The following is a 22,624-nucleotide window of genomic DNA, read 5'->3' as shown; positions in this document are numbered from 1 at the left end:
GAGTCAGGAAACTCAGCCTAAGAGGCATTTATGAGTAACAACCTCGACCAGCTCACCGATTGGTTGAAAGACCACAAGATCACAGAAGTCGAATGCATGATTGGCGACCTGACCGGCATCACTCGGGGCAAGATTTCGCCGACCAACAAGTTCATTGCCGAAAAAGGCATGCGCCTGCCCGAAAGCGTTCTGTTGCAGACCGTCACCGGCGACTACGTCGAAGACGACATCTATTACGAACTGCTCGACCCGGCCGATATCGACATGATCTGCCGCCCCGACCAGAACGCGGTGTTTCTGGTGCCTTGGGCCATCGAGCCCACCGCTCAGGTGATCCACGACACCTACGACAAGCAGGGCAATCCGATCGAGCTGTCGCCGCGCAACGTGCTCAAGAAGGTGCTGAAACTCTACGCCGACCACGGCTGGCAGCCGATCGTGGCGCCGGAAATGGAGTTCTATCTCACCAAGCGCAGCGATGACCCGGATTACCCGCTGCAACCGCCGATCGGCCGCTCCGGTCGTCCGGAAACCGGTCGCCAGTCTTTCTCGATTGAAGCCGCGAACGAATTCGATCCATTGTTCGAAGACGTCTACGACTGGTGCGAACTGCAGGAGCTGGACCTCGACACGCTGATCCACGAAGACGGCACGGCGCAGATGGAAATCAACTTCCGTCATGGCGATGCCCTGTCCCTGGCCGACCAGATTCTGGTGTTCAAACGCACCATGCGTGAAGCCGCGCTCAAGCACAACGTGGCGGCGACCTTCATGGCCAAGCCCATGACCGGCGAGCCCGGCAGCGCCATGCACTTGCACCAGAGCATTATCAGCATCGAGACCGGCAAAAACGTCTTCTCCAATGAAGACGGGACCATGAGCCAGCTGTTCCTCAACCACATTGGCGGCTTGCAGAAATTCATTCCTGAGCTGCTGCCGTTGTTCGCACCCAACGTCAACTCGTTCCGTCGCTTCCTGCCGGACACCTCGGCACCGGTGAACGTGGAGTGGGGCGAAGAGAACCGCACCGTGGGCCTGCGGGTTCCGGATGCCGGGCCGCAGAATCGTCGGGTGGAAAACCGTCTGCCGGGGGCTGATGCCAACCCTTACCTGGCCATCGCCGCCAGCCTGTTGTGCGGCCTTATCGGCATGGTCGAAGGGCATAACCCGAGTGCTCCGGTCGTGGGTCGTGGTTATGAGCGGCGCAACCTGCGCCTGCCACTGACTATTGAAGACGCCCTGGAACGCATGGAAAACAGCAAGACCATCGAAAAGTACTTGGGCAAGAAGTTCATCACGGGCTACATCGCGGTCAAGCGGGCCGAGCATGAAAACTTCAAGCGCGTGATCAGTTCGTGGGAGCGGGAGTTCCTGCTCTTCGCCGTCTGATACGCCGGGCGCCGCTGCGCTTGGCGGCGCCCTCCACTCGAATCTTAGGAGAATTCGCATGACCAGCAACAACCCGCAAACCCGTGAATGGCAAGCCCTGAGCAGCGATCACCACCTGGCCCCGTTCAGCGACTTCAAGCAGCTGAAAGAGAAAGGCCCGCGCATCATCACCAGCGCCAAGGGCGTTTACCTCTGGGACAGCGAGGGCAACAAGATCCTCGACGGCATGGCCGGCCTGTGGTGTGTAGCGATCGGCTACGGTCGCGATGAGCTGGCCGATGCCGCCAGCAAACAGATGCGCGAACTGCCTTATTACAACCTGTTCTTCCAGACGGCTCACCCGCCGGTACTGGAGCTGGCCAAGGTGATTGCCGACGTTGCGCCTGAAGGCATGAATCACGTGTTCTTCACCGGTTCCGGGTCCGAAGGCAACGACACCATGCTGCGGATGGTTCGCCACTACTGGGCGATCAAGGGCCAGCCGAAGAAGAAAGTCATCATCAGTCGCAAGAACGGCTATCACGGTTCTACCGTGGCCGGCGCGAGCCTGGGTGGCATGACGTACATGCACGAACAGGGCGACTTGCCGATCCCGGGCATCGTCCACATTGCCCAGCCGTACTGGTTCGGCGAAGGCGGCGACATGACGCCGAACGAGTTCGGTATCTGGGCGGCCAATCAGCTGGAAGAGAAGATCCTGGAAGTCGGCGTCGACAACGTCGGTGCCTTTATTGCCGAGCCGATCCAGGGCGCCGGCGGCGTGATCATTCCGCCAGACAGCTACTGGCCGCGCATCAAGGAAATCCTCGCCAAGTACGACATTCTGTTCGTGGCCGACGAAGTGATCTGCGGTTTCGGCCGTACCGGTGAGTGGTTCGGTACCGATTTCTACGACCTCAAACCTCACATGATGACCATCGCCAAAGGCCTGACCTCCGGCTACATCCCGATGGGTGGCCTGATCGTGCATGACGACGTGGTCGAGGTGCTCAACGAAGGGGGTGATTTCAACCACGGTTTCACTTATTCCGGGCACCCGGTGGCCGCTGCGGTAGCGCTGGAAAACATTCGTATCCTGCGCGACGAGAAAATTGTCGAGCGAGTGCGCACAGAAACGGCACCCTATTTGCAAAAGCGTCTACGGGAACTGAGCGATCACCCGTTGGTGGGGGAAGTGCGTGGGGTCGGTCTGTTGGGGGCCATTGAACTGGTTCAGGACAAAGCCACCCGCAAACGTTACGAAGGCAAGGGCGTCGGCATGATCTGCCGCACGTTCTGCTTCGAAAACGGCCTGATCATGCGCGCCGTCGGCGACACCATGATCATTGCTCCGCCACTGGTGATTACACCGGCTGAAATCGACGAGTTGGTGACCAAGGCGCGCAAGTGCCTGGACCTGACCCTGAGTGCGTTGCAGGGCTAAGTGCTAGGCTCTGAGCGAGGTGCGAAGATTGCACTTCGCTCAGTGCAAACAAAGGATGGGGCTTTCCTTGAAAGCCTGCCTTGGATCTTGCCAGACTACCGGTTGTTCGGATGCCCAGTAACAGGCCGCTGAGCACGTGGTTAAAAAGAAAAATTGGAGCATTACCCATGAAGGCATTAGGTATGAAGATAGCTGGCAAGACCCTCCTCGCCATGTCCCTGATGGGCGTGATGGCGGGTGCCGTTCAGGCCGACGACAAGGTGCTGCACGTGTACAACTGGTCCGATTACATCGCACCGGATACCGTCAAGAAGTTCGAGGCCGAGTCGGGTATCAAAGTCGTCTACGACGTGTTCGACAGTAACGAAACCCTTGAAGCCAAGCTGCTGGCGGGCAAGTCCGGCTACGACATCGTCGTGCCGTCGAACAACTTCCTGGCCAAACAGATCAAGGCCGGCGTCTACCAGAAGCTGGACAAGTCCAAGCTGCCTAACTGGAAAAACCTGAACCCGGACCTGCTCAAAGCGGTATCGGTGAGCGACCCGGGTAACGAACACGCATTCCCTTACATGTGGGGTTCGATCGGTATTGGTTTCAACGCCGAGAAGGTCAAGGCTGCACTGGGTGCCGACGCGCCAACCAACTCCTGGGACTTGCTGTTCAAACCTGAAAACGCGGCCAAGTTGAAGTCGTGCGGTATCAGCTTCCTCGATTCGCCAACCGAGATGATTCCGGTGGCGTTGCATTACCTGGGCTATCCAACCGACAGCCAGGACAAGAAACAACTGGCTGAAGCCGAAGCGCTGTTCCTGAAAATCCGTCCTTCGGTGGGCTACTTCCACTCGTCCAAGTACATCTCCGACCTGGCCAACGGCAACATCTGCGTCGCCGTGGGTTACTCGGGTGACATCTATCAGGCCAAGGCTCGCGCCGCTGAAGCCGGTGACAAGGTGAAAGTCAGCTACAACATTCCCAAAGAAGGTGCCGGCAGCTTCTACGACATGGTCGCCATCCCTAAAGATGCCGAAAACGTCGAAGGCGCCTACAAGTTCATGACCTTCCTGCAGAAGCCGGAAATCATGGCTGAAATCACCAACGCCGTACGTTTCCCGAACGGTAACGCGGCCGCCACCGAATTGGTCGATAAAGAAATCACCGCCGACCCAGGCATCTACCCGCCAGCGGACGTGCTGGCCAAGCTGTACGCGATTGCTGACTTGCCGGCCGCGACCCAGCGGATCATGACTCGCAGTTGGACCAAGATTAAATCCGGTAAATAAGTAAAACCCTGTAGCAGCTGCCGAAGGCTGCGTTGAGGTCCGAAGGACCTCCGCTTTTCGACAGCACAACTGCTTCGCCGTTGAACGCAGCCTGCGGCAGCTGCTACAGGATCTTCATAAAGTTTGCTGGAACGGTTTTTCGAGGGTAAGTTGCGCGCCGGTTTTGTTGCCCGGTAGCCATGGCTGTCATGTAACGCGGGGCAACTTGGGCCCAACTAATTTTAGAGGACCTCCACGTGCCTATTTTTTCTTTGTTGCGCAATGCCCTGCTGGTCGGTGCCGGGCTGACACTTGCTGTCAGTGTTCAGGCCGCTGGCACAGTGCATATTTATAATTGGTCGGACTACATCGGTGAAACCACCCTGGCCGACTTCCAGAAAGAAACCGGCATCAAGCCGGTGTATGACGTATTCGATTCCAATGAAACCCTTGAAGGCAAGTTGCTGGCCGGGCGTACCGGTTATGACGTGGTCGTGCCGTCCAACCACTTCCTTGGCAAGCAGATCAAGGCCGGGGCTTTTCAGAAGCTCGATAAATCGAAGCTGACCCACTATTCCAACCTCGACCCGGTACTGCTCAAGCGGCTGGAGCAGAACGATCCGGGCAACCAGTACGCCGTGCCGTATCTGTGGGGCACCAACGGCATCGGTTACAACGTCGACAAGGTCAAGGCAGTGCTGGGCCTCGACAAGATCGATTCCTGGGATGTGGTGTTCGAGCCGCAGAACATCAAGAAGCTGCACAGCTGTGGTGTGGCGTTCCTCGACTCCGCCGATGAAATGATGCCCACGGTCCTTAACTACATGGGCCTGAACGCCAACAGCACCAACCCTGAAGACTACAAAAAGGCTGAAGCCAAGTTGCTGTCAGTGCGGCCTTACGTGACCTATTTCCACTCGTCCAAATACATCGCAGACCTGGCCAACGGTGACATCTGCGTGGCGATCGGTTTCTCCGGCGACATGTTCCAGGCCAAGGCCCGCGCGGCTGAAGCCGGCAAAGGCATGAACATCGCCTACTCGATTCCGAAAGAAGGCGGCGCGCTCTGGTTCGACATGCTGGCGATCCCCAAGGATGCGGCCAACGTCAAAGAAGCCCATGCCTTTATCAACTATTTGCTCAAACCTGAAGTGATCGCCAAGGTCAGTGATTCCGTAGGCTACGCCAACCCGAACCCCGGTTCGGACAAACTGATGGAACAGTCCATACGCACCGACGCATCGGTATATCCACCGCAAGCGGTCCTCGACAAGACATACGTTTCCACCGATTTGCCACCGAACATTCAACGTTTGATGACGCGCAGCTGGACCAAGGTCAAGTCGGGCAAATAGCTTCAAACTATCCAGGTTCGCCACGTTGAGCGAACTGCAAATTCTGTTGGGAGTTTCGTAAATGGCAGTTGCCTCCGGCGCCTATAAGAAAGCCCTCGAGGGCGACCAGACACCTAAACAGGTGCTGGTCAAAATCGACCGGGTCACCAAAAAGTTCGACGAGACGATTGCCGTGGACGACGTGTCCCTGGAAATCAAGAAAGGCGAAATCTTCGCCCTGCTCGGCGGCTCGGGTTCGGGCAAATCCACCTTGCTGCGGATGCTGGCAGGTTTCGAACGGCCCACGGAGGGGCGCATTTTCCTCGATGGCGTAGACATCACGGACATGCCGCCGTACGAGCGGCCGATCAACATGATGTTCCAGTCTTATGCCTTGTTCCCGCACATGACGGTGGCGCAGAACATCGCCTTCGGCCTCAAGCAGGACAAGATTCCGTCGGCTGAAGTCGACGCTCGCGTGGCGGAGATGCTCAAGCTGGTGCAGATGAGCCAGTACGCCAAGCGCAAACCCCATCAGTTGTCCGGCGGTCAGCGTCAGCGTGTGGCGCTGGCACGTTCATTGGCCAAGCGGCCGAAGCTGCTGTTGCTCGACGAACCGATGGGGGCGCTGGACAAGAAGCTGCGCTCGCAAATGCAGCTGGAACTGGTCGAGATTATCGAGCGGGTCGGCGTGACCTGCGTGATGGTGACCCACGACCAGGAAGAGGCCATGACCATGGCCGAGCGCATCGCGATCATGCACCTGGGCTGGATCGCCCAGATCGGCAGCCCGATCGACATCTATGAAACCCCGACCAGCCGTCTGGTCTGCGAATTCATCGGCAACGTCAACATCTTCGAAGGCGAAGTGGTGGACGACGCCGAAGGTCATGCGCTCATCACCTGCAAGGATCTGGACCGCAGTATTTATGTGGGTCACGGCATCAGCACCTCGGTGCAGGACAAGTCCGTTACCTACGCGATCCGTCCGGAAAAACTGCTGGTGACGGCCGACATGCCGACCTGCGAATACAACTGGTCGAGCGGCAAGGTGCATGACATCGCCTACCTCGGTGGCCATTCGGTGTTCTACGTCGAACTGCCGAGCGGCAAGCTGGTGCAGTCCTTCGTCGCCAATGCCGAGCGTCGCGGTCAGCGCCCAACCTGGGGTGACCAGGTTTACGTGTACTGGGAAGACGACAGCGGCGTGGTACTTCGCTCATGAACATGCGCAAACTCAAACGCCGGCTCAATCGAATAATTCCCGGTGGCCGTCAGCTGGTCATTGGGGTTCCGTTCATCTGGCTGTTCCTGTTCTTCATGCTGCCGTTCTTCATCGTTTTGAAGATCAGCTTCGCCGAAGCCGACGTGGCCATTCCGCCATACACCGAAATCTACAGCTTCATCGACCAGAAGCTCCAGGTGCTGCTTAACCTGAGCAACTACGCGATGCTCGGCGACGACGAGTTGTACATCGCTGCTTACCTCGGCTCATTGAAGATGGCGCTGATCAGCACCGTCCTCTGTTTGCTGATCGGCTACCCGATGGCCTACGCCATTGCCAGTGCCCGCAAAGAAATGCAGACGGTGCTGGTGCTGCTGATCATGATGCCGACCTGGACCGCGATCCTGATCCGCGTGTATGCGTGGATGGGCATTCTCAGCAACAACGGTCTGCTCAACGGTTTTCTGATGACGATGGGCTGGATCGACGAGCCGCTGCAGATTCTCAACACCAACCTCGCGGTCTATATCGGGGTCGTTTACTCCTATCTGCCGTTCATGATCCTGCCGCTCTACGCCAACCTGGTGAAACACGATAACAGCCTGCTGGAAGCCGCGTCCGACCTGGGTTCGAGCACCTTCAACAGCTTCTGGAAGATCACCATTCCGCTGTCCAAGAACGGCATCATCGCCGGCTGCATGCTGGTGTTCATCCCGGTGGTGGGTGAGTTCGTGATCCCGGAACTGCTTGGCGGTCCGGAAACCCTCATGATCGGTAAAGTGCTCTGGCAAGAATTCTTCAACAACCGCGACTGGCCGGTGGCATCAGCGCTTGCGGTGGTGATGCTGGCGATCCTGATTGTGCCGATCATTCTGTTCAACCGTAGTCAGGCCAAAGAAATGGAGGGCAAGGAATGAAGCGCTTCCGTTTCTCAAGTTTCATGCTGGTAGCGGGTTTGCTTTTCATCTACGCGCCGATGCTGATCCTGGTGATCTACTCGTTCAACGCCTCGAAACTGGTGACGGTGTGGGGCGGCTGGTCGATCAAGTGGTACGTGGGGTTGATGGACAACACCCAACTGATGGGCTCGGTGGTGCGCTCCCTGGAAATCGCCTGCTACACGGCGATTGCAGCGGTGGCACTGGGGACGCTGGCAGCCTTCGTGCTGACCCGCATCACTCACTTCAAGGGCCGCACGCTGTTCGGTGGTCTGGTCACCGCGCCGCTGGTGATGCCTGAAGTGATTACCGGTCTGTCGCTGTTGCTGCTGTTCGTGGCCATGGCGCAGATGATCGGCTGGCCACAGGAGCGTGGCATCGTCACCATCTGGATCGCCCACACCACCTTCTGTGCAGCGTATGTGGCGGTGGTGGTGTCGGCGCGCTTGCGTGAGCTGGACCTGTCCATCGAAGAGGCCGCCATGGACCTGGGTGCGCGGCCGTGGAAGGTGTTCTTCCTGATCACCATCCCGATGATCGCGCCATCGCTGGCGGCGGGCGGGATGATGTCGTTCGCCTTGTCGTTGGATGACTTGGTGCTGGCGAGCTTCGTCTCTGGACCGGGTTCAACGACCCTGCCGATGGAAGTGTTCTCGGCGGTGCGTCTGGGCGTGAAGCCTGAGATCAACGCCGTGGCCAGCTTGATTCTGCTGGCGGTGTCGCTGATGACGTTCCTGGTCTGGTACTTCAGCCGACGTGCCGAAGAGATTCGCAAGCGTGCGATCCAGCAGGCCATCGAAGAAAGTGCCGCCGATTCCTGGAAACAACCGGACGTGCGCCGGGCGCAAGCGCCGGAAGCGGCTTGAGCTTGATGCCGGGTTGATCACCGTTGCGTGGCCAACCCAAATCCCTGTGGGAGCGAGCCTGCTCGCGATAGCATCACCTCGGTATCTTGGTTGCACCGAGTGGCCTGCATCGCGAGCAGGCTCGCTCCCACAAAGGGTCAAGCGAGCCAAGGCTATTTTCGGATTATCTCGACGAAGTTCATCGGCTTGAAGCCCGGCTCGCTGTCCACCAGCACATCCGCGTTCACGGTGCCAAACGTGCTGTCCGGCTTATGTTTGAAGCCATTGGCGAACGCACACAGGATGCACTCCTTGAACCCTTCACCCCGTGGATGCGCATGCACCACCGCTTCACGCTGCACGGTGGAAAACGCCGCGTAGTTGATGCCCGGCACATCCATCTCGACGCCGGCACCGTGGCGGCGCTGATGGAGTCAAGTCTGTTCAGGCAACCGAAACCGGACAATCGATCCATGGCTGCGATCCCGGCCAATGAGCCTGCCTATCGCGCCAACCTCGCTTGTTGGGCCTGGATTGGCTAGGGTTGGCGCAGATATCCCGAAAGAAGCAGGCCTGTAGCAGCTGCCGAGCCTGCGAGGCTGCGTTCGGCTGCGAAGCAGTCGTAAACCCTGCGCACGCGATTCACCTGAAAGACCGCGGTGCCTGACTTCACGACTGCTGCGCAGCCGAACGCAGCCTCGCAGGCTCGGCAGCTGCTACAGGTCCAGTGATAGCTGACATCTAGTTCAGTGCCATAGAAGGCGTTTCATGCCATGCACAAAACCGTTGCCATCGTGGTGTTCCCAGGCGTCCAGTCACTGGACGTCACCGGCCCCATGGATGTTTTTTCCGAAGCCAATCGTTTCCTGGCACCGCAGGATCACTATCGGCTGGAGGTGATCGGTGTCGAGCGTGGGATGATGGCGTGCTCCAACGGTTTGTCGCTCAACGCCCACCGGCACTTCAGTGAAGCGCTGGAGGCTTATGACCTGCTGTTGGTGGCGGGTGGGCCGCAGTTGCCGTTCATCAATTTTGGCGCGGCGTTCGATGCCTGGTTGCGCGATGCCTGCGCGCGGGCGCAACGGTTTGGTTCGATCTGCAACGGTGCCTTCATGCTCGCCCGGGCCGGATTGCTCGATGGGCGAGCCGTCACCACCCATTGGGGCGACGCCGCGGCGCTGGCGCAGCTATGCCCGTCGACTCAGGTCGAGGCTGATCGCTTGTACATGCAGGACGGCGAGCTTTACACCTCGGCCGGGGTCACCGCGGGGATCGATCTGTCGCTGTATTTGCTGGCCCGGGATCACGGGCCGGACGTGGCACTCAGCGTGGCCAAGCGGCTGGTGGTGTTCACCCAGCGCTCGGGCGGGCAATCGCAGTTCAGCCCGTTCCTCACGCCCCACGCCGAACCGACTTCGGTGGTGGCGCTGGTCCAGCTCTATGTGTTGGCCAACCTCAATGGCGACCTGACCATCGCTGATCTGGCCAACGCCGCCAATATGAGCACGCGCAACTTTTCCCGGGTGTTTGCCAAGGAGGCGAAAATCACTCCGGCGGAATTCGTCGAGCGGGCGAGGGTGGACGCGGCGCGGGTGATGCTCGAAAGCACCCATGCGCCGCTGAAAACCGTGGCGTACCAGTGCGGGTTTCGCGATGCCCAGCACATGCGCAGTGTGTTCAACCGCAGGCTGGGGGTGACGCCGCAGCAGTTCAGGTTGAATTTTACGGCGATGGTTTGAGTAGGGTTTTTTGTCGTCTCTCAGGGCCTCATCGCGAGCAGGCTCGCTCCCACAAGGGATCTCCAGCGAACACAAATTTTGTGTATGTCACAGAATCCTGTGGGAGCGAGCCTGCTCGCGATGGGGCCCGCCGGGCCAACCAAAAATCTATTGCGCAGCCCGCGCCGGCAACAGCTTCAACGTGCTACGTGTATTGGCCGTCACTTCTTCATCATTGAAATGCGCCTGGTAATAAACCCCTTCGATATACGATTCGGCCTGATCGGCATAGTGGCTGTCGAACGGCACGCCGCTCTGGCCGACAGGGTTGATGGTCAGGCTGTGGGCCGGGTCGGCGAAGTCGATCAACCGCCGGGTTGACGGGCCATAGGTCACAGGCCACGGCGCCGGGCCGATCTTGGCCGAGAGGTTGTTCGGCACTTCATGGGTGCCGGGCGCCGCAAACGGTCCGACGTTGAAGATCCGCTCCAGCGGTTTCTGCGTCCCCAGCGGATGGCCGTGAGTCAGGGTGTGCGCCTTGCCCCACTGCCATTGTGTTGAATCGGCGCCCAGGGTGGTTTTGAGGTGGGCCATGCTCGCTTGCCAGGCAACCTTGACCGTATCGGCGCGGGTTTCCTTGCCGGGGGTGTTGCGGTTGTCCCACCACGGTGAATCGGCGGAGGCTGCCAAGCGCGGCAGTGCGGCATCGATTACCCGAGTCGGGAGCAGCGTTTCGAAGAAGTCATTGCCCAGTTCATCGCGCATCGCCGCGTCGGTGAGGTTGAACAAGAACTGGTTGAACAGGGTGGCGCTGACGGAGTCCAGCGGGTAATCGCCGCTCCACTGCGCCAGTTGCTCTACCCGTTTGAGTTCGGCGGGATCGCTCACCACTTCACGCAGTACCGGCAACAACGGCGCCAGCAAACGCGGACCGTAGTCGGTGGTGGTGCCCAGTTGCAGCTTCTGGTTGGAGTCGTTGTCCCACTTCACGTTCTTGTCGCTGAGCTGACGATTGAGTTGCTGGCCGCGATCGGCGAGGTTGTAGTAACCGGGAATCTCCATGCCGGTCGGCGACACCGGTTGGAAGTTGGCCGAAACGATATAGCCTCGCGCCGGGTTTTCTTCCTGTGGGTTGGCGCTGAACGGGTAAAAACCTTCCTTGTCTGCCTGAGGGGTGCTGCCGTCGAGGATGAAACCGGGTTTCACCCCGGCCGGGCGCTTGGGCAGCAACGCCGAGGCCCACCAACCGATGTCGCCCTTGGCGTTGGCGTAGACGATGTTCAGCCCCGGTGCCTGAACCTTGGCCGACGCGGCGCGGGCCTTGGCCAGGGTGTCGGCGCGGTTGAGCTGGTAGAAGCCATCGAGGATCGGATTCGGGGTGTCGAGGAAGGCCCACCACATGGCGACCGGCGTCTTGCCCGAGGCCGTGCCGAGCGCATCGTTGATGATCGGGCCGTGGGGCGACTGGCGCAGGGTCAGCGTGACCGGTGACTGGCCTTTGACCGCGATCTGTTGTTCGGTATTGACCATGTCGACCCACTGGCCGCGATACCAGACCTGGTTCGGGTGGTCCGGGTTGACCTTCTCGGCGATCAGGTCCAGATCGTCGTTCTGGAACATCGTCAGGCTCCAGCCGAAGTCCAGGTTGTGGCCAAGAAACGCAAACGGCACCAGCGCCTGATGGTAACCATAAAGCTCGAAACCCGGCGCTGACAGGTGCGCTTCGTACCACACCGACGGCGCGGAGAAGCGAATGTGCGGGTCGCCGGCCAGCAGTGGTTTGCCGCTTTTGCTGCGGCTGCCGGAAATCACCCACGCATTGCTGCCTTCGAATTGTGGCAAACCATTGTCGGCCAAGGCCTGCTCACTCAAACGGGCGAGGGCGTTCAAATCCTTCCAGTCATTGGTGGTGAGGGCCGGTGGAGGATTGGCGCGCCTTTTGGCCAGCACGCCCTTGGGCTGCCAGTCGAGATCGAAGATATTCAGGTACTCGGCGCCCAGTTGGTCACGCACGTAAGTCAGCAAGGGTTCGGTGCGAAACGCCGCGGCAAAGCTGTAGGCCATGTAGCCGGCGATGCTGATGCTGTCTTCGGCGGTGAAAGGGCGCTTGGGAATCCCCAGCACGTCGAACTCTGCCGGCGCAGCGTGGCTGTCCTGATATTGATTGATGCCGTCCAGATAGGCTTGCAAGGCTTTCCATGCCGGCGATTGACGATCCAGCGCGGCCACGTAGCTTTCAGCCCGTTCGCGGATGCGCAGGCTGCGAAACAGTTTGTCGGTGTCGGTCAGTTTCGGGCCGAGGACTTCGGCCAGCTCACCACGGGCCAGGCGCCGCATGGCTTCCATCTGGAACAGTCGGTCCTGGGCATGTACATAGCCAAGGGCGCGGTAGAGGTCGGTTTCGTTTTCGGCACGGATATGCGGCACGCCGCGCACGTCGTAGCGCACGGTCACCGAACCTTGCAGGTGCTGCAACTTCACCTGGCCCTGGCGCGTCGGTTGCTTGCTGTACACGTACCAGCCGCCCCCGGCGACGAGCACGACGATCAGCAAGGCAAGTACGGTCAGGACGCGTTTCATGGTGACTCCTTGTTCTTTCGGGATTGCCGCCCGTGTGGGCTGCAAACGTGTAGCACAGACCTCCTGTGCCGGGCATCGCGGTCCTGGAAAAGTCAGGAATGCCTTACTTCACCTCAACAGGCCACGGGCAGTAGCAACCCACCGCCAGCGTATGGGTGGCGTTCACGGCCCGGCCTTCATTCAGCGCTTGCAGAATGGGCTCGATAAAACTGTTGCTCGAATTGCAGGTCAGGCCTTCGCTGTACGGCCCGAAATACGCCAGCCTGCCACTGCGGTCCCAGATCGCCACCGCCGGGCTGGCAGGGATTTGTTCGGAACCCGGCAGGACAGTAATGGTTTTGAGGCGACTCAACGTGCTGGGTAATTGACCGTGGCTGCCGGGTTTTTGGACCGCATAGAACTCGACGCCCCGCGGTACATACTGCTCAACCAGTTCGGTCAGGTGTTGTTGATTGCCGACATTGCACGGGCAGGCCGGGTCCCAGAAGTGCACTAGGCGGATGGCGCCGGGTCCGGCCAGTTCGTCCGGCAGGCGCAACGGGTCGCCGGAGAACACGGCGGTGTGCGAACTGAATGCCCGCAAGTAGCGCCCCTGAAACCAGTCATAGGCGGCCCACAGCACGCCGGCACACACAAGGGCGAGCAGGCTGGCAAGCAGTGTGGTGCGGTAGGCCGGACGCATGGGTTTCAATCCTCGAAGGTCGGCTAGCTTGCCATGCTTGCCGCGACAGATGAATATCGCAGGCCCATAAAGCCCGTTTCGCGTTCTGGAATAGCCCATGTCTGCCACTTTCGACCCCGATCATTTGCGTGCCAGCCTGCGGCCATTGGCCGAGTGGCAGCCGCTGTCGACGGAAGCCATGGCCTATCAGCATTTTTATGGGCTGGATTTCCCGCAACGAAACCTGCGCAGTGGCCTGGGGCGTTTCGAGGTCGATGGCTATGAAGTGGTCAGCCAGCTCTGGTGGCCCGAGCGGGCGAAGGCGACGCTGTTTTTGTTTCACGGCTTCTACGATCACACCGGGCTCTACCGGCATGTGATCGAGTGGGCGCTGGACCAGGGTTTTGCGGTGATCGCCTGTGACCTGCCGGGGCATGGCCTGTCCAGTGGCGAACGGGCGAGCATCAAGGATTTCGCCGAGTATCAGAGCACGCTGCAAGGGCTATTGGCCGAGGCGCAGTCGCTGGGCCTTCCGCAGCCTTGGCACTTGTGCGGGCAAAGTACCGGCGGGGCGATCGTGATCGATCATGTGCTCAATCAGGGCGCGAACAGTCCGGCCCAGGGGCAGGTGATTCTGCTGTCGCCGTTGGTGCGGCCGCGAGCCTGGGGTTGGTCGCAGCTCAGTTATTACCTGCTCAAGCCTTTCGTCAACGGCATCGCCCGGCGTTTCAGCGAGAACTCCAACGACCCTGACTTTCTCGCATTCCTGCAAGCCGATCCGCTGCAGCCGTTGCGTCTGCCAACGGCCTGGGTCGGTGCGCTGGGTCGATGGATCAAGCGTATCGAAGCGGCTCCGAAGAGCCCGCGGCAGCCGCTGATCGTGCAGGGGCAGGCGGACATGACCGTGGATTGGAAGCACAACCTTGATGTACTGCGGGGCAAGTTCGATCGGCCTCAGGTGCTGATGTTGCCTGAGGCACGGCATCATTTGGCGAATGAGACGCCGGGATTGCGGCAGGAGTATTTCGGGTTTTTGAGCAAGCGGATGAAGGGGCGGAATCTTTAGTGGCCATTGCGACCCCATCGCGAGCAGGCTCGCTCCCACATTAGACCGTGTCTGCCTGAGCAACCCGGTCAACTGTGGGAGCGAGCCTGCTCGCGATAGCGATCTACCAGTCGCTGCAGATTATTGGGCAAGGCTCGACGTACTCTGCCCCACCGCCAACCCCGCCCGAATCGCCGCCAATGCCGCTTGGTAGTAAGCCCTGCCTTCAATGGACTCGGCAAAGGTCGCGAACTCTTCCAGCTCTTCATCCGACAGGTCGCGATAGACATACAGCAGCGTGTTGTTCAGGTCGGCGCCGATCTGCTCCATCAGGCGCTGGCGCTGGCCGTTCAACATGCCTTGAGCCTGACCGCCACCGAGCAGGCCGGGGATCATCGAGCTCAGGCTGTCGGCCGCCACGCCCGCGATCGCCAGGCTGACTTCAGCACCGGCCTCACGGGCGGGCAGGGCCTGGGCCAAGTGTCCGATGATGAGTTGACGGGTATCGCTGGCCTGCATTTTCGGCAAGCCCTTGGCATTTTTCGCCAATTGATCGCGACGGGTCGCCAGCAGTTCGGCGGCGACGATTTTCTTGCCCAAGGGTGATTGGAAGAAGGTCAATGCAGGTTTCGGATCGGCAAGCGTTTTGCGCAACTGCGCTTCGGCACGCTGGTCCATGGCCTTGGGCGCAAAGCGCTGATTGCTGTTATTGACCAGGGCTTGAAACACCGCTGGCGGCAGGCTGTTCTGGTAACGCTGCTGAGCGGCCGCGAGAGCATCAGTGAAATGCGCGCGTTGTTCTGGCCAACCGGCGACCTTGTACAATTGGTCGTGGCCGTCCGCCCAAGCGGGCAAAACACAGAACATCAGCAGTGAAAAAAGCAAGCGACGCATAGGGACTCCTGTCAGCAGGCGACTATTCTCCGTGCGGCATTCGTACTTGTCGAGAATTCGTATCAGGTTGCGTGCCTTATCCGACCAATCCTCCGCTGCGCGGCTCTGTCGGATTTGCGGGCACAGGAATACTATGCGCGCCATGCAAATATCCTCTGATCATCCGCTGCTGTTACGTATCGTCGACGACCTGGCTGAGCGCGGCTGGTCGCAGCAGAATATTTTCCTGCCTCTGGATCTGACCCAGGCGCTGGCGGCCGAGTGCCGCAAACGTGCCGCCGAGGGCGAGCTCGCCCCGGCCGCCGTGGGGCGCGGGCCGTTTTCGGAGATCCGCGAGGGCATTCGCGGTGACCATATCCAGTGGCTCGAACCCGGTCAGGTCGAGGCCTGCGACAGCTATCTGGGGTTGATGAACAGCCTGCGTGAGGCGATGAATCGCGGTTTGTTTCTGGGCCTGGAAGATTACGAGAGCCATTTCGCCCTGTACCCGCCTGGCGCTTTTTACCTCAAGCATGTCGACCGATTCCGCGATGATGATCGGCGCATGGTCTCGGCGGTGATCTACCTCAATGACGGCTGGCTGCCCGAGCATGGCGGTCAGTTGCGCATGTACCTGGACGAAGGTGTCGAACACGATGTGGTGCCCACCGGCGGATGCCTGGTGGTGTTCCTGTCGGGCGAAGTGCCCCACGAAGTCCTTCCCGCGACCCGAGATCGCCTGTCATTGACGGGCTGGTTCAGGCGTCGTGGCAACGAGCCGTTCTGATCATGCAAAAGATTCTGGTCAGCCGCTGTTTGCTCGGTCACCGCGTCCGTTACGACGGTGGCGCCAGCGGGCCATTCGATCTGTTGGAACAGTGGATTGCCGAAGGCCGGGTGGTGCCGTTGTGCCCGGAAGTCGCCGGTGGTTTGCCGACGCCAAGAGCTGCGGCGGAGATTCCGGGCGGGCAGGGCGGTGAGGTGCTTGATGGCCTTGCCTCGGTCATCACCACTGAGGGCGAGGACGTCAGTGCCGAGTTTCTTTCGGGGGCTTATCAGGCGCTGGAATTGGTGCAGCAGCACATCCGGATTGCCGTGCTCAAGTCCAACAGCCCGTCTTGCGGGAATCTGTTGACCTATGACGGGACGTTCAGTGGCGGGAAGGTCAGCGGTGAGGGTGTTACCGCAGCATTGCTCAAGCGCAATGGCGTTCAGGTCTTTAGCGAGTTGGAGTTGGCCGACGCGGCGCAGGCTCTGGCAACACTCGACTAACGACAAGCCCAGATCCACTGTGGGAGCGAGCCTGCTCGCGATAGCGGTCTTACATTCAACATCAATGTTGACTGTTATGACCCCATCGCGAGCAGGCTCGCTCCCACAGGTTTCTCCGCGATTTCAGGGTTTCGGCACCACACTCGTATCCGCCCCGAACCACTTCTGCGACAACGCTTCCAATCGGCCATCCCTCTTGATCCGCTGCAAGGCGTTTTCCAGGCTGGCCTGAAATGCCGGATTACCCTTCTGGAACGGGATCGCCAGGTTCACGGGCTGGTCGGCTTTCGGCTTTTCCTCGGTCAGCGACTGCACCAGCAGTATTGAGCGCGGCTCTTCTTTCTGCGCGATCAATTGCGCATTGGTTTGAATGTAAGGTTGGCTGAAGTCGAAACGCTCCGTGAGCGCCGGGGTCTCTGTGATGTGGTTGATGGCGATGTCGTATTTGCCACTTTCGACGCCGGTCAGCAGATCACCGGAATCGGTGACGACGAAGTCGGCCCTTACATCCAGTTCATTGGCCAACATTTGACCCAATTCGACCTCGAAGCCGGTCAGTTTGCCGTCATCCTTGAAATTGAAGGGCGGGGTATTAGCCTCGAGGGCAATGCGCAGTTCGCCGCGGTCGTTTACATCGTCAATCAGTTCGGCATGAGCCAAAGGGCTCAAAAGGGGTAGCAGGCAGATCAGGCCAGGCAAAAAGCGCATGGTCACTCCTTTGAATTCATTTATCGCGACGCGCTGTTCAGGCTCGCTTTGCTATGGTTGTCGTGTGCCTTCGACAACGAATGGCCGTGAAGTTGTCACGGTCGAGCGAATTTTACGGAAAAACTGGAGAAGAGAATGAAAAGCTTTATGTCACGAGCAGCATTGGCGGGTCTGCTGATGGGGGCTTCGATGCTGGCAACTGCTGCCACACCGGCGCCCAAGGGTGCGCAAGTGTCCATCGTTTCTCCCGAAGATGGCGCCACGGTGCCGCAGACCTTCATCGTCAAGTTCGCTGTCAAGGACATTGCGCTGGCACCAGCGGGTGATGTCACCAAAAACACCGGCCATCACCACTTGCTGATCGATGTCGATAAATTGCCAGCCGCCGGTGCTCCAATTCCAACGGATGCCAATCACATGCACTTCGGCAAGGCGCAGACCCAGGCGGAAATCAAACTGGCACCGGGCAAGCACACCCTGCAGCTGGAGTTGGGCGACAGCGGCCACATGCCGTTCGATCCGCCAATCGTGTCGAAGAAGATCACCGTCAATGTGAAGTAATTTTTCACGGACATGAAAAAGGGAGCTCCGAGGAGCTCCCTTTTTTGTCGCTCAAGTCGCGATCAGAACAACACGCGGCAACGAATGGTGCCGTTGATGTGCTGCAGCTTCTCTTGCGCCATTTCCGAGTATTCGGCATCGACGTCGATCACGACGTAGCCGACTTTCTCATTGGTCTGCAGGAACTGACCGGAAATGTTGATGCCGTTTTCGGCGAAAACCTTGTTGATCTCGCTCATCACACCCGGAATGTTCTCGTGGATGTGCAGCAGGCGGTGCTTGCCAGGGTGAGCCGGCAGGGCCACTTCCGGGAAGTTCACGGACGATACCGACGTACCGTTGTCGCTGTACTTGACCAGTTTTTCTGCCACTTCCAGACCAATGTTGGCCTGCGCTTCAGCGGTGGAACCACCGATGTGCGGGGTCAGAATCACGTTGTCCAGGCCACGCAGCGGGCTTTCGAACTCTTCTTCGTTGGAGCGCGGCTCCACCGGGAATACGTCGATGGCCGCGCCGATCAGGTGCTTGTCCTTGATCGCGTCCGCCAGGGCGTCCAGTTCAACCACGGTGCCGCGAGCAGCGTTGATCAGAATCCCGCCCTTCTTGATGGAGCGGATTTCTTTCTCGCCGATCATCCACTGGGTGGCTGCGGTTTCCGGAACGTGCAGGGTGACGATGTCGGACATGCCCAGCAGTTCGTGCAGGTTGCCGACCTGGGTGGCGTTACCCAGTGGCAGCTTGGTCACGGTGTCGTAGAAGTACACCTGCATGCCCAGGCCTTCAGCCAGAACCGACAGTTGAGTACCGATCGAGCCGTAACCGACGATGCCCAGCTTCTTGCCACGGATTTCGAAGGAGTTGGCTGCGCTCTTGATCCAGCCGCCACGGTGGCAGGAAGCGTTCTTCTCAGGGATGCCGCGCAGCAACAGGATCGCCTCGGCCAAGACCAGCTCGGCTACGGAGCGAGTGTTGGAGTACGGCGCGTTGAATACCGCGATGCCGCGTTCGCGAGCCGCATTGAGGTCGACCTGGTTGGTGCCGATGCAGAAACAGCCGACAGCCACCAGTTTCTTCGCGTGATCGAAGATTTCTTCGGTCAGTTGAGTGCGGGAGCGAATGCCGATGAAGTGAGCATCAGCGATCTTTTCCTTCAGCTGGGCTTCCGGCAGAGAACCTGTGAGGTACTCGATGCTGGTGTAGCCCGCCGCCTTGAGGACGTCGACAGCCGATTGGTGGACGCCTTCGAGAAGAAGGAACTTGATCTTGCTCTTATCGAGAGAAGTCTTGCTCATCTGCGTAAACCTGTATCCCGGAGAAAATTGGCAGGGAAGTAGCCAGCAGACGCTGACCCGAGCGGCATGATAGCCGTCGCCGCAGAACAGCCTTTGGGCACTATCCTGCGGGGTCGGTATGCTAGCATATGCACCCCGCTAAACACTCATTCCTGCGACGTGAAGCGTCTTCAGGATGACCATGAATTGTTCGAGAGTTCTGTCGATGACCAATCCTGCGCTGATTGATGAGCTGAAGACCTTGGTTGAGCCTGGCAAGGTACTGACCGACGCCGACTCCCTGAATGCTTACGGTAAGGATTGGACCAAGCATTTCGCCCCGGCGCCGACCGCCATTGTGTTTCCCAAGACCACCGAGCAGGTCCAGGCCATTGTCCGTTGGGCCAATGAACACAAGGTTGCGCTGGTGCCGTCCGGCGGTCGTACCGGGCTTTCGGCTGCGGCGGTGGCGGCTAATGGCGAAGTGGTCGTGTCCTTCGACTACATGAACCAGATTCTCGACGTGAACCTGACCGATCGCACGGCCGTTTGTCAGCCGGGCGTGATCACCGAGCAATTGCAGAACAAGGCCGAAGAGCACGGCCTGTACTACCCGGTGGACTTCGCGTCGGCAGGTTCCAGCCAGATCGGCGGCAATATCGGCACCAATGCCGGCGGGATCAAGGTGATTCGCTACGGCATGACCCGCAACTGGGTGGCTGGGATGAAAGTCGTCACCGGCAAGGGCGATCTGCTGGAACTGAACAAGGATTTGATCAAGAACGCCACTGGCTACGACCTGCGTCAGCTGTTCATCGGCGCCGAAGGCACGCTGGGTTTTGTGGTCGAAGCCACCATGCGCCTGGACCGTGCGCCGAAAAACCTCACCGCGATGGTTCTCGGTACCGCCGATTTCGATTCGATCATGCCGGTACTGCACGCGTTTCAGAGCAAACTTGACCTGACCGCGTTCGAATTCTTCTCTGATAAAGCCTTGGCCAAGGTTATGGCGCGCGGCGATGTGCCGGCGCCGTTCGAATCCGATTGCCCGTTCTACGCGCTGCTGGAATTCGAAGCGACCACTGAAGAAGTGGCCAACCACGCCTTGGAAACCTTCGAGCACTGCGTCGAGCAGGGCTGGGTGCTGGACGGCGTGATGAGCCAGAGCGAAACCCAGTTGCAGAACCTGTGGAAGCTGCGCGAGTACATCTCCGAAACCATCTCCCACTGGACGCCTTACAAGAACGACATTTCGGTCACTGTGTCGAAAGTCCCGGCGTTTCTGAAGGAAATCGATGCGATCGTTGGCGAACACTACCCGGATTTCGAAATCGTCTGGTTCGGCCACATCGGCGATGGCAACCTGCATTTGAACATTCTCAAGCCGGATAACCTGAGCAAGGACGAGTTCTTCGCCAAGTGCGCGACCGTCAACAAGTGGGTGTTCGAAACCGTCGAGAAGTACAGCGGTTCGATTTCCGCCGAACACGGCGTGGGCATGACCAAGCGTGACTACTTGACCTACAGTCGCTCGCCGGTTGAGATCGAGTACATGAAAGCCGTCAAAGCGGTGTTCGACCCGAACGGCATCATGAACCCGGGCAAGATTTTCGCTGTTTGATTTTCGAACTTTAAGCGCACGAATCAGGAGTCGGTCAATGAGCTATCAGCACCAGTATGTCGACGGTACGCGTATTCATTTCCCGTTGGGGAAAGTGGTGTGCATCGGCCGCAACTACGCCGAACACGCAAAGGAGCTGGACAACCCGGTGCCAACTGAACCACTGCTGTTCATCAAACCGGGCAGTTGCGTGGTGCCGCTGGAAGGCGGTTTCAGCATTCCGACCGAGCGTGGCTCGGTGCATTACGAAGCGGAAATCGCCGTGTTGATCGGCAAGCCACTGTCGACCAAACCGAGCCGTGAAGAAGTGCTGGATGCTATCTCCGGCATTGCTCCGGCTCTGGACTTGACCTTGCGCGACAAGCAGGCCGAACTGAAAGCCAAGGGCCTGCCGTGGGAAATCGCCAAGTCCTTCGACGGTGCGGCAGTGATTGCGCCGTTCGTGGCGGGCAGTACCTTCGCTGACCTGACCGACATCGGTATCTGCCTGACCATCAATGGTGAAGTGCGCCAGGATGGCAACAGCAAGGACATGCTGAATCCGATCGTGCCGATGATCCAGTACATGGCCGGCTGCTTCTCGCTGCAGGCCGGTGACGTGATCCTCACGGGCACGCCGGTGGGCGTTGGCCCGCTGAATGTCGGTGACGAACTGGTGCTCGAACTGCCGGGCGCCAGCCGCTTCACCAGCAGCGTCCGCTAGCTGAAGCTGAAGCACTGTTGAGCCCTGTGGGAGCGAGCCTGCTCGCGATAGCGGTCTGTCATTCGACATCATTGTTGAATGTGCTGGCCTCATCGCGAGCAGGCTCGCTCCCACATTGGTTTCGTGATCGCCCGCACAGGGCAATCCGGCCATTTCCCGTTTTTTTCACATCTTGTCCGGATAATTCCGAGGCTTCTGGCGTCTGAGCCAGTCCCAATGTGCTATTACCCATAGCCTGAATTTCTGGAACGCATCCCTGCATGGCCACCCAACCGCTGTCCAAGCTGAAAACTGCCCGCCGCTCGCGCTTTGTGATGCGTTGGTACTCCTGGCTTTTGCTGGTGGCGGCGGCCGTGTATGGCCTCGTGTTTGCGATGCACTGGGATGATCGCGGCGTGCTCTGGGTGATGGAGCGCTTCGAAAGTCCGGCCGAACGAAAAGAGAGTATTTGGCTGCCGGATTACCGAGTGGTCATCGACGCCAAGCGGCTGCCGGGTATGGAAAAGGACGAAGCGTCAGACGTGTCTTATGACCCGCAGACCAAAACCCTGTTTGCGGTGATGGGCAAGAACCCGTTTCTGGTCGAGCTGACATTGCAGGGCGATGTATTGCGCAAAATGCCGCTGGTGGGTTGGAGCAACCCGGAAGGGGTGGCGGTCATGGGCAATGGTTTGCTGGCGATCACCGATGAGCGCGCGCACCTGCTGTCTATCGTCAAGGTCGATGCCGATACTCGCGAACTGAATATCGCCAGTTTCCCGAAATATGACTTGGGCCCCTCGAAAAACCAGAATAAAGCCTTCGAGGCGATTGTGTGGGATGCGCGCAACCAGCAACTGCTGCTGGGAGAAGAGCGTCCACCGGCGCTGTTCAGCTGGAAAAGCGATGGCAGCCAAACTCTCAAGGGCGACAAGCAAAAGCTGTCCAGCGACGAACTGGATATCCGCAACCTGTCAGCCCTGGCCATTGATTCGCGCACTGGCCATACCCTGGTGCTGTCCGCCGATTCTCACTTGTTGCTGGAATTGGACGAGAAAGGTGAGCAGGTCAGCTTCATGACCCTGCTGGGCGGTTTCAATGGTCTGAAAGAAACCATTCCCCGTGCCGAAGGCGTGGCCATGGATGAAGCGGGCACGCTGTACATTGTGAGTGAACCGAACCTGTTCTACCGGTTCGAAAAACAACCGTAGCCATTAAG

The 22,624-nt window shown here is 59.2% G+C and carries 20 protein-coding genes and 1 pseudogene; 15 read left to right on the top strand and 6 right to left on the bottom strand.

Annotated features, from left to right (window positions below):
• Positions 1 to 30 precede the first annotated feature (30 nt).
• From ACYZT2_RS27440 to ACYZT2_RS27410, 7 genes are all read left to right on the top strand, one after another.
• Positions 31 to 1,389: a glutamine synthetase family protein gene (locus ACYZT2_RS27440; RefSeq protein ID WP_461968940.1), complete on the top strand. Its 1,359-nt coding sequence runs from the start codon at positions 31 to 33 to the stop codon at positions 1,387 to 1,389.
• Between the two features lie 58 nt (positions 1,390 to 1,447).
• Positions 1,448 to 2,812, top strand: a complete 1,365-nt coding sequence (locus ACYZT2_RS27435) for an aspartate aminotransferase family protein (protein ID WP_461968938.1) — start codon at positions 1,448 to 1,450, stop codon at positions 2,810 to 2,812.
• A 182-nt stretch (positions 2,813 to 2,994) separates the two neighbouring features.
• Entirely contained in the window at positions 2,995 to 4,092 is a 1,098-nt protein-coding gene (locus ACYZT2_RS27430) for a polyamine ABC transporter substrate-binding protein (protein ID WP_461973286.1), read from the top strand.
• Positions 4,093 to 4,328: 236 nt separating this feature from the next.
• Positions 4,329 to 5,426: a polyamine ABC transporter substrate-binding protein gene (locus tag ACYZT2_RS27425; RefSeq protein WP_461968936.1), complete on the top strand. Its 1,098-nt coding sequence runs from the start codon at positions 4,329 to 4,331 to the stop codon at positions 5,424 to 5,426.
• A 61-nt stretch (positions 5,427 to 5,487) separates the two neighbouring features.
• Entirely contained in the window at positions 5,488 to 6,630 is a 1,143-nt protein-coding gene (locus tag ACYZT2_RS27420) for an ABC transporter ATP-binding protein (protein WP_253546340.1), read from the top strand.
• A 35-nt stretch (positions 6,631 to 6,665) separates the two neighbouring features.
• Complete coding sequence (locus ACYZT2_RS27415) at positions 6,666 to 7,547, top strand: ABC transporter permease subunit (RefSeq protein ID WP_461973284.1); 882 nt, start codon at positions 6,666 to 6,668, stop codon at positions 7,545 to 7,547.
• Positions 7,544 to 8,434 carry an ABC transporter permease subunit gene (locus tag ACYZT2_RS27410; protein WP_461968934.1) on the top strand — a complete coding sequence of 297 codons (891 nt, stop codon included), beginning with the start codon at positions 7,544 to 7,546 and terminating at the stop codon, positions 8,432 to 8,434. The genes ACYZT2_RS27415 and ACYZT2_RS27410 overlap by 4 nt, the downstream gene beginning before the upstream one ends.
• Before the next feature lie 152 nt (positions 8,435 to 8,586).
• On the opposite strand, the pseudogene ACYZT2_RS27405 reads toward ACYZT2_RS27410, so the two are convergent.
• Positions 8,587 to 8,826 (bottom strand): annotated as a pseudogene (locus ACYZT2_RS27405) (phosphohydrolase); the annotation flags it as partial.
• Between the two features lie 360 nt (positions 8,827 to 9,186).
• Between ACYZT2_RS27405 and ACYZT2_RS27400 the strand changes: the two are divergent.
• On the top strand, positions 9,187 to 10,152 hold the full coding sequence (locus ACYZT2_RS27400) for a GlxA family transcriptional regulator (protein WP_461968932.1): 966 nt from the start codon (positions 9,187 to 9,189) through the stop codon (positions 10,150 to 10,152).
• Between the two features lie 147 nt (positions 10,153 to 10,299).
• On the opposite strand, the gene ACYZT2_RS27395 is transcribed toward ACYZT2_RS27400, so the two are convergent.
• Positions 10,300 to 12,711 (bottom strand): penicillin acylase family protein, encoded by a 2,412-nt coding sequence (locus tag ACYZT2_RS27395; protein WP_461968930.1) that lies wholly within the window; start codon positions 12,709 to 12,711, stop codon positions 10,300 to 10,302.
• A gap of 103 nt (positions 12,712 to 12,814) precedes the next feature.
• Positions 12,815 to 13,393, bottom strand: a complete 579-nt coding sequence (locus tag ACYZT2_RS27390; protein WP_461968928.1) for a DUF6436 domain-containing protein — start codon at positions 13,391 to 13,393, stop codon at positions 12,815 to 12,817.
• A gap of 97 nt (positions 13,394 to 13,490) precedes the next feature.
• On the opposite strand from ACYZT2_RS27390, the gene bipL reads away from it, so the two are divergent.
• Positions 13,491 to 14,438, top strand: a complete 948-nt coding sequence (gene bipL / locus ACYZT2_RS27385) for a phospholipase BipL (RefSeq protein ID WP_461968926.1) — start codon at positions 13,491 to 13,493, stop codon at positions 14,436 to 14,438.
• 120 nt (positions 14,439 to 14,558) lie between these two features.
• Here bipL and ACYZT2_RS27380 read toward each other — a convergent pair whose 3' ends face one another.
• Positions 14,559 to 15,311, bottom strand: a complete 753-nt coding sequence (locus tag ACYZT2_RS27380; protein ID WP_461968924.1) for a DUF2059 domain-containing protein — start codon at positions 15,309 to 15,311, stop codon at positions 14,559 to 14,561.
• Positions 15,312 to 15,444: 133 nt separating this feature from the next.
• Here ACYZT2_RS27380 and ACYZT2_RS27375 point away from each other — a divergent pair, with 133 nt between their 5' ends.
• Both ACYZT2_RS27375 and ACYZT2_RS27370 read left to right on the top strand, forming a co-directional pair.
• Positions 15,445 to 16,077 (top strand): 2OG-Fe(II) oxygenase, encoded by a 633-nt coding sequence (locus ACYZT2_RS27375; protein ID WP_461968922.1) that lies wholly within the window; start codon positions 15,445 to 15,447, stop codon positions 16,075 to 16,077.
• A gap of 2 nt (positions 16,078 to 16,079) precedes the next feature.
• Positions 16,080 to 16,562, top strand: a complete 483-nt coding sequence (locus ACYZT2_RS27370) for a 2-thiouracil desulfurase family protein (protein WP_461968920.1) — start codon at positions 16,080 to 16,082, stop codon at positions 16,560 to 16,562.
• Between the two features lie 123 nt (positions 16,563 to 16,685).
• On the opposite strand, the gene ACYZT2_RS27365 is transcribed toward ACYZT2_RS27370, so the two are convergent.
• Entirely contained in the window at positions 16,686 to 17,270 is a 585-nt protein-coding gene (locus ACYZT2_RS27365) for a transporter substrate-binding domain-containing protein (RefSeq protein ID WP_461968918.1), read from the bottom strand.
• A 135-nt stretch (positions 17,271 to 17,405) separates the two neighbouring features.
• On the opposite strand from ACYZT2_RS27365, the gene ACYZT2_RS27360 reads away from it, so the two are divergent.
• Entirely contained in the window at positions 17,406 to 17,831 is a 426-nt protein-coding gene (locus tag ACYZT2_RS27360; protein ID WP_461968916.1) for a DUF4399 domain-containing protein, read from the top strand.
• A 62-nt stretch (positions 17,832 to 17,893) separates the two neighbouring features.
• Here ACYZT2_RS27360 and serA read toward each other — a convergent pair whose 3' ends face one another.
• A complete protein-coding gene (gene serA, locus ACYZT2_RS27355; RefSeq protein ID WP_461968914.1) occupies positions 17,894 to 19,123 on the bottom strand; it encodes a phosphoglycerate dehydrogenase in 1,230 nt (409 codons plus the stop codon).
• Between the two features lie 205 nt (positions 19,124 to 19,328).
• Between serA and ACYZT2_RS27350 the strand changes: the two genes are divergently transcribed.
• From ACYZT2_RS27350 to ACYZT2_RS27340, 3 genes are all read left to right on the top strand, one after another.
• The gene (locus tag ACYZT2_RS27350; protein ID WP_461973282.1) at positions 19,329 to 20,723 is read left to right on the top strand and encodes an FAD-binding oxidoreductase; all 1,395 of its coding nucleotides are present in this window, start codon (positions 19,329 to 19,331) and stop codon (positions 20,721 to 20,723) included.
• 37 nt (positions 20,724 to 20,760) lie between these two features.
• On the top strand, positions 20,761 to 21,426 hold the full coding sequence (locus tag ACYZT2_RS27345; protein WP_461968912.1) for a fumarylacetoacetate hydrolase family protein: 666 nt from the start codon (positions 20,761 to 20,763) through the stop codon (positions 21,424 to 21,426).
• A 260-nt stretch (positions 21,427 to 21,686) separates the two neighbouring features.
• Positions 21,687 to 22,616 (top strand): SdiA-regulated domain-containing protein, encoded by a 930-nt coding sequence (locus ACYZT2_RS27340; RefSeq protein WP_461968910.1) that lies wholly within the window; start codon positions 21,687 to 21,689, stop codon positions 22,614 to 22,616.
• Positions 22,617 to 22,624: the final 8 nt, after the last annotated feature.

Source organism: Pseudomonas sp. MDT1-85, assembly GCF_054898065.1.
This window is presented reverse-complemented; position numbering and strand designations above follow the sequence as displayed.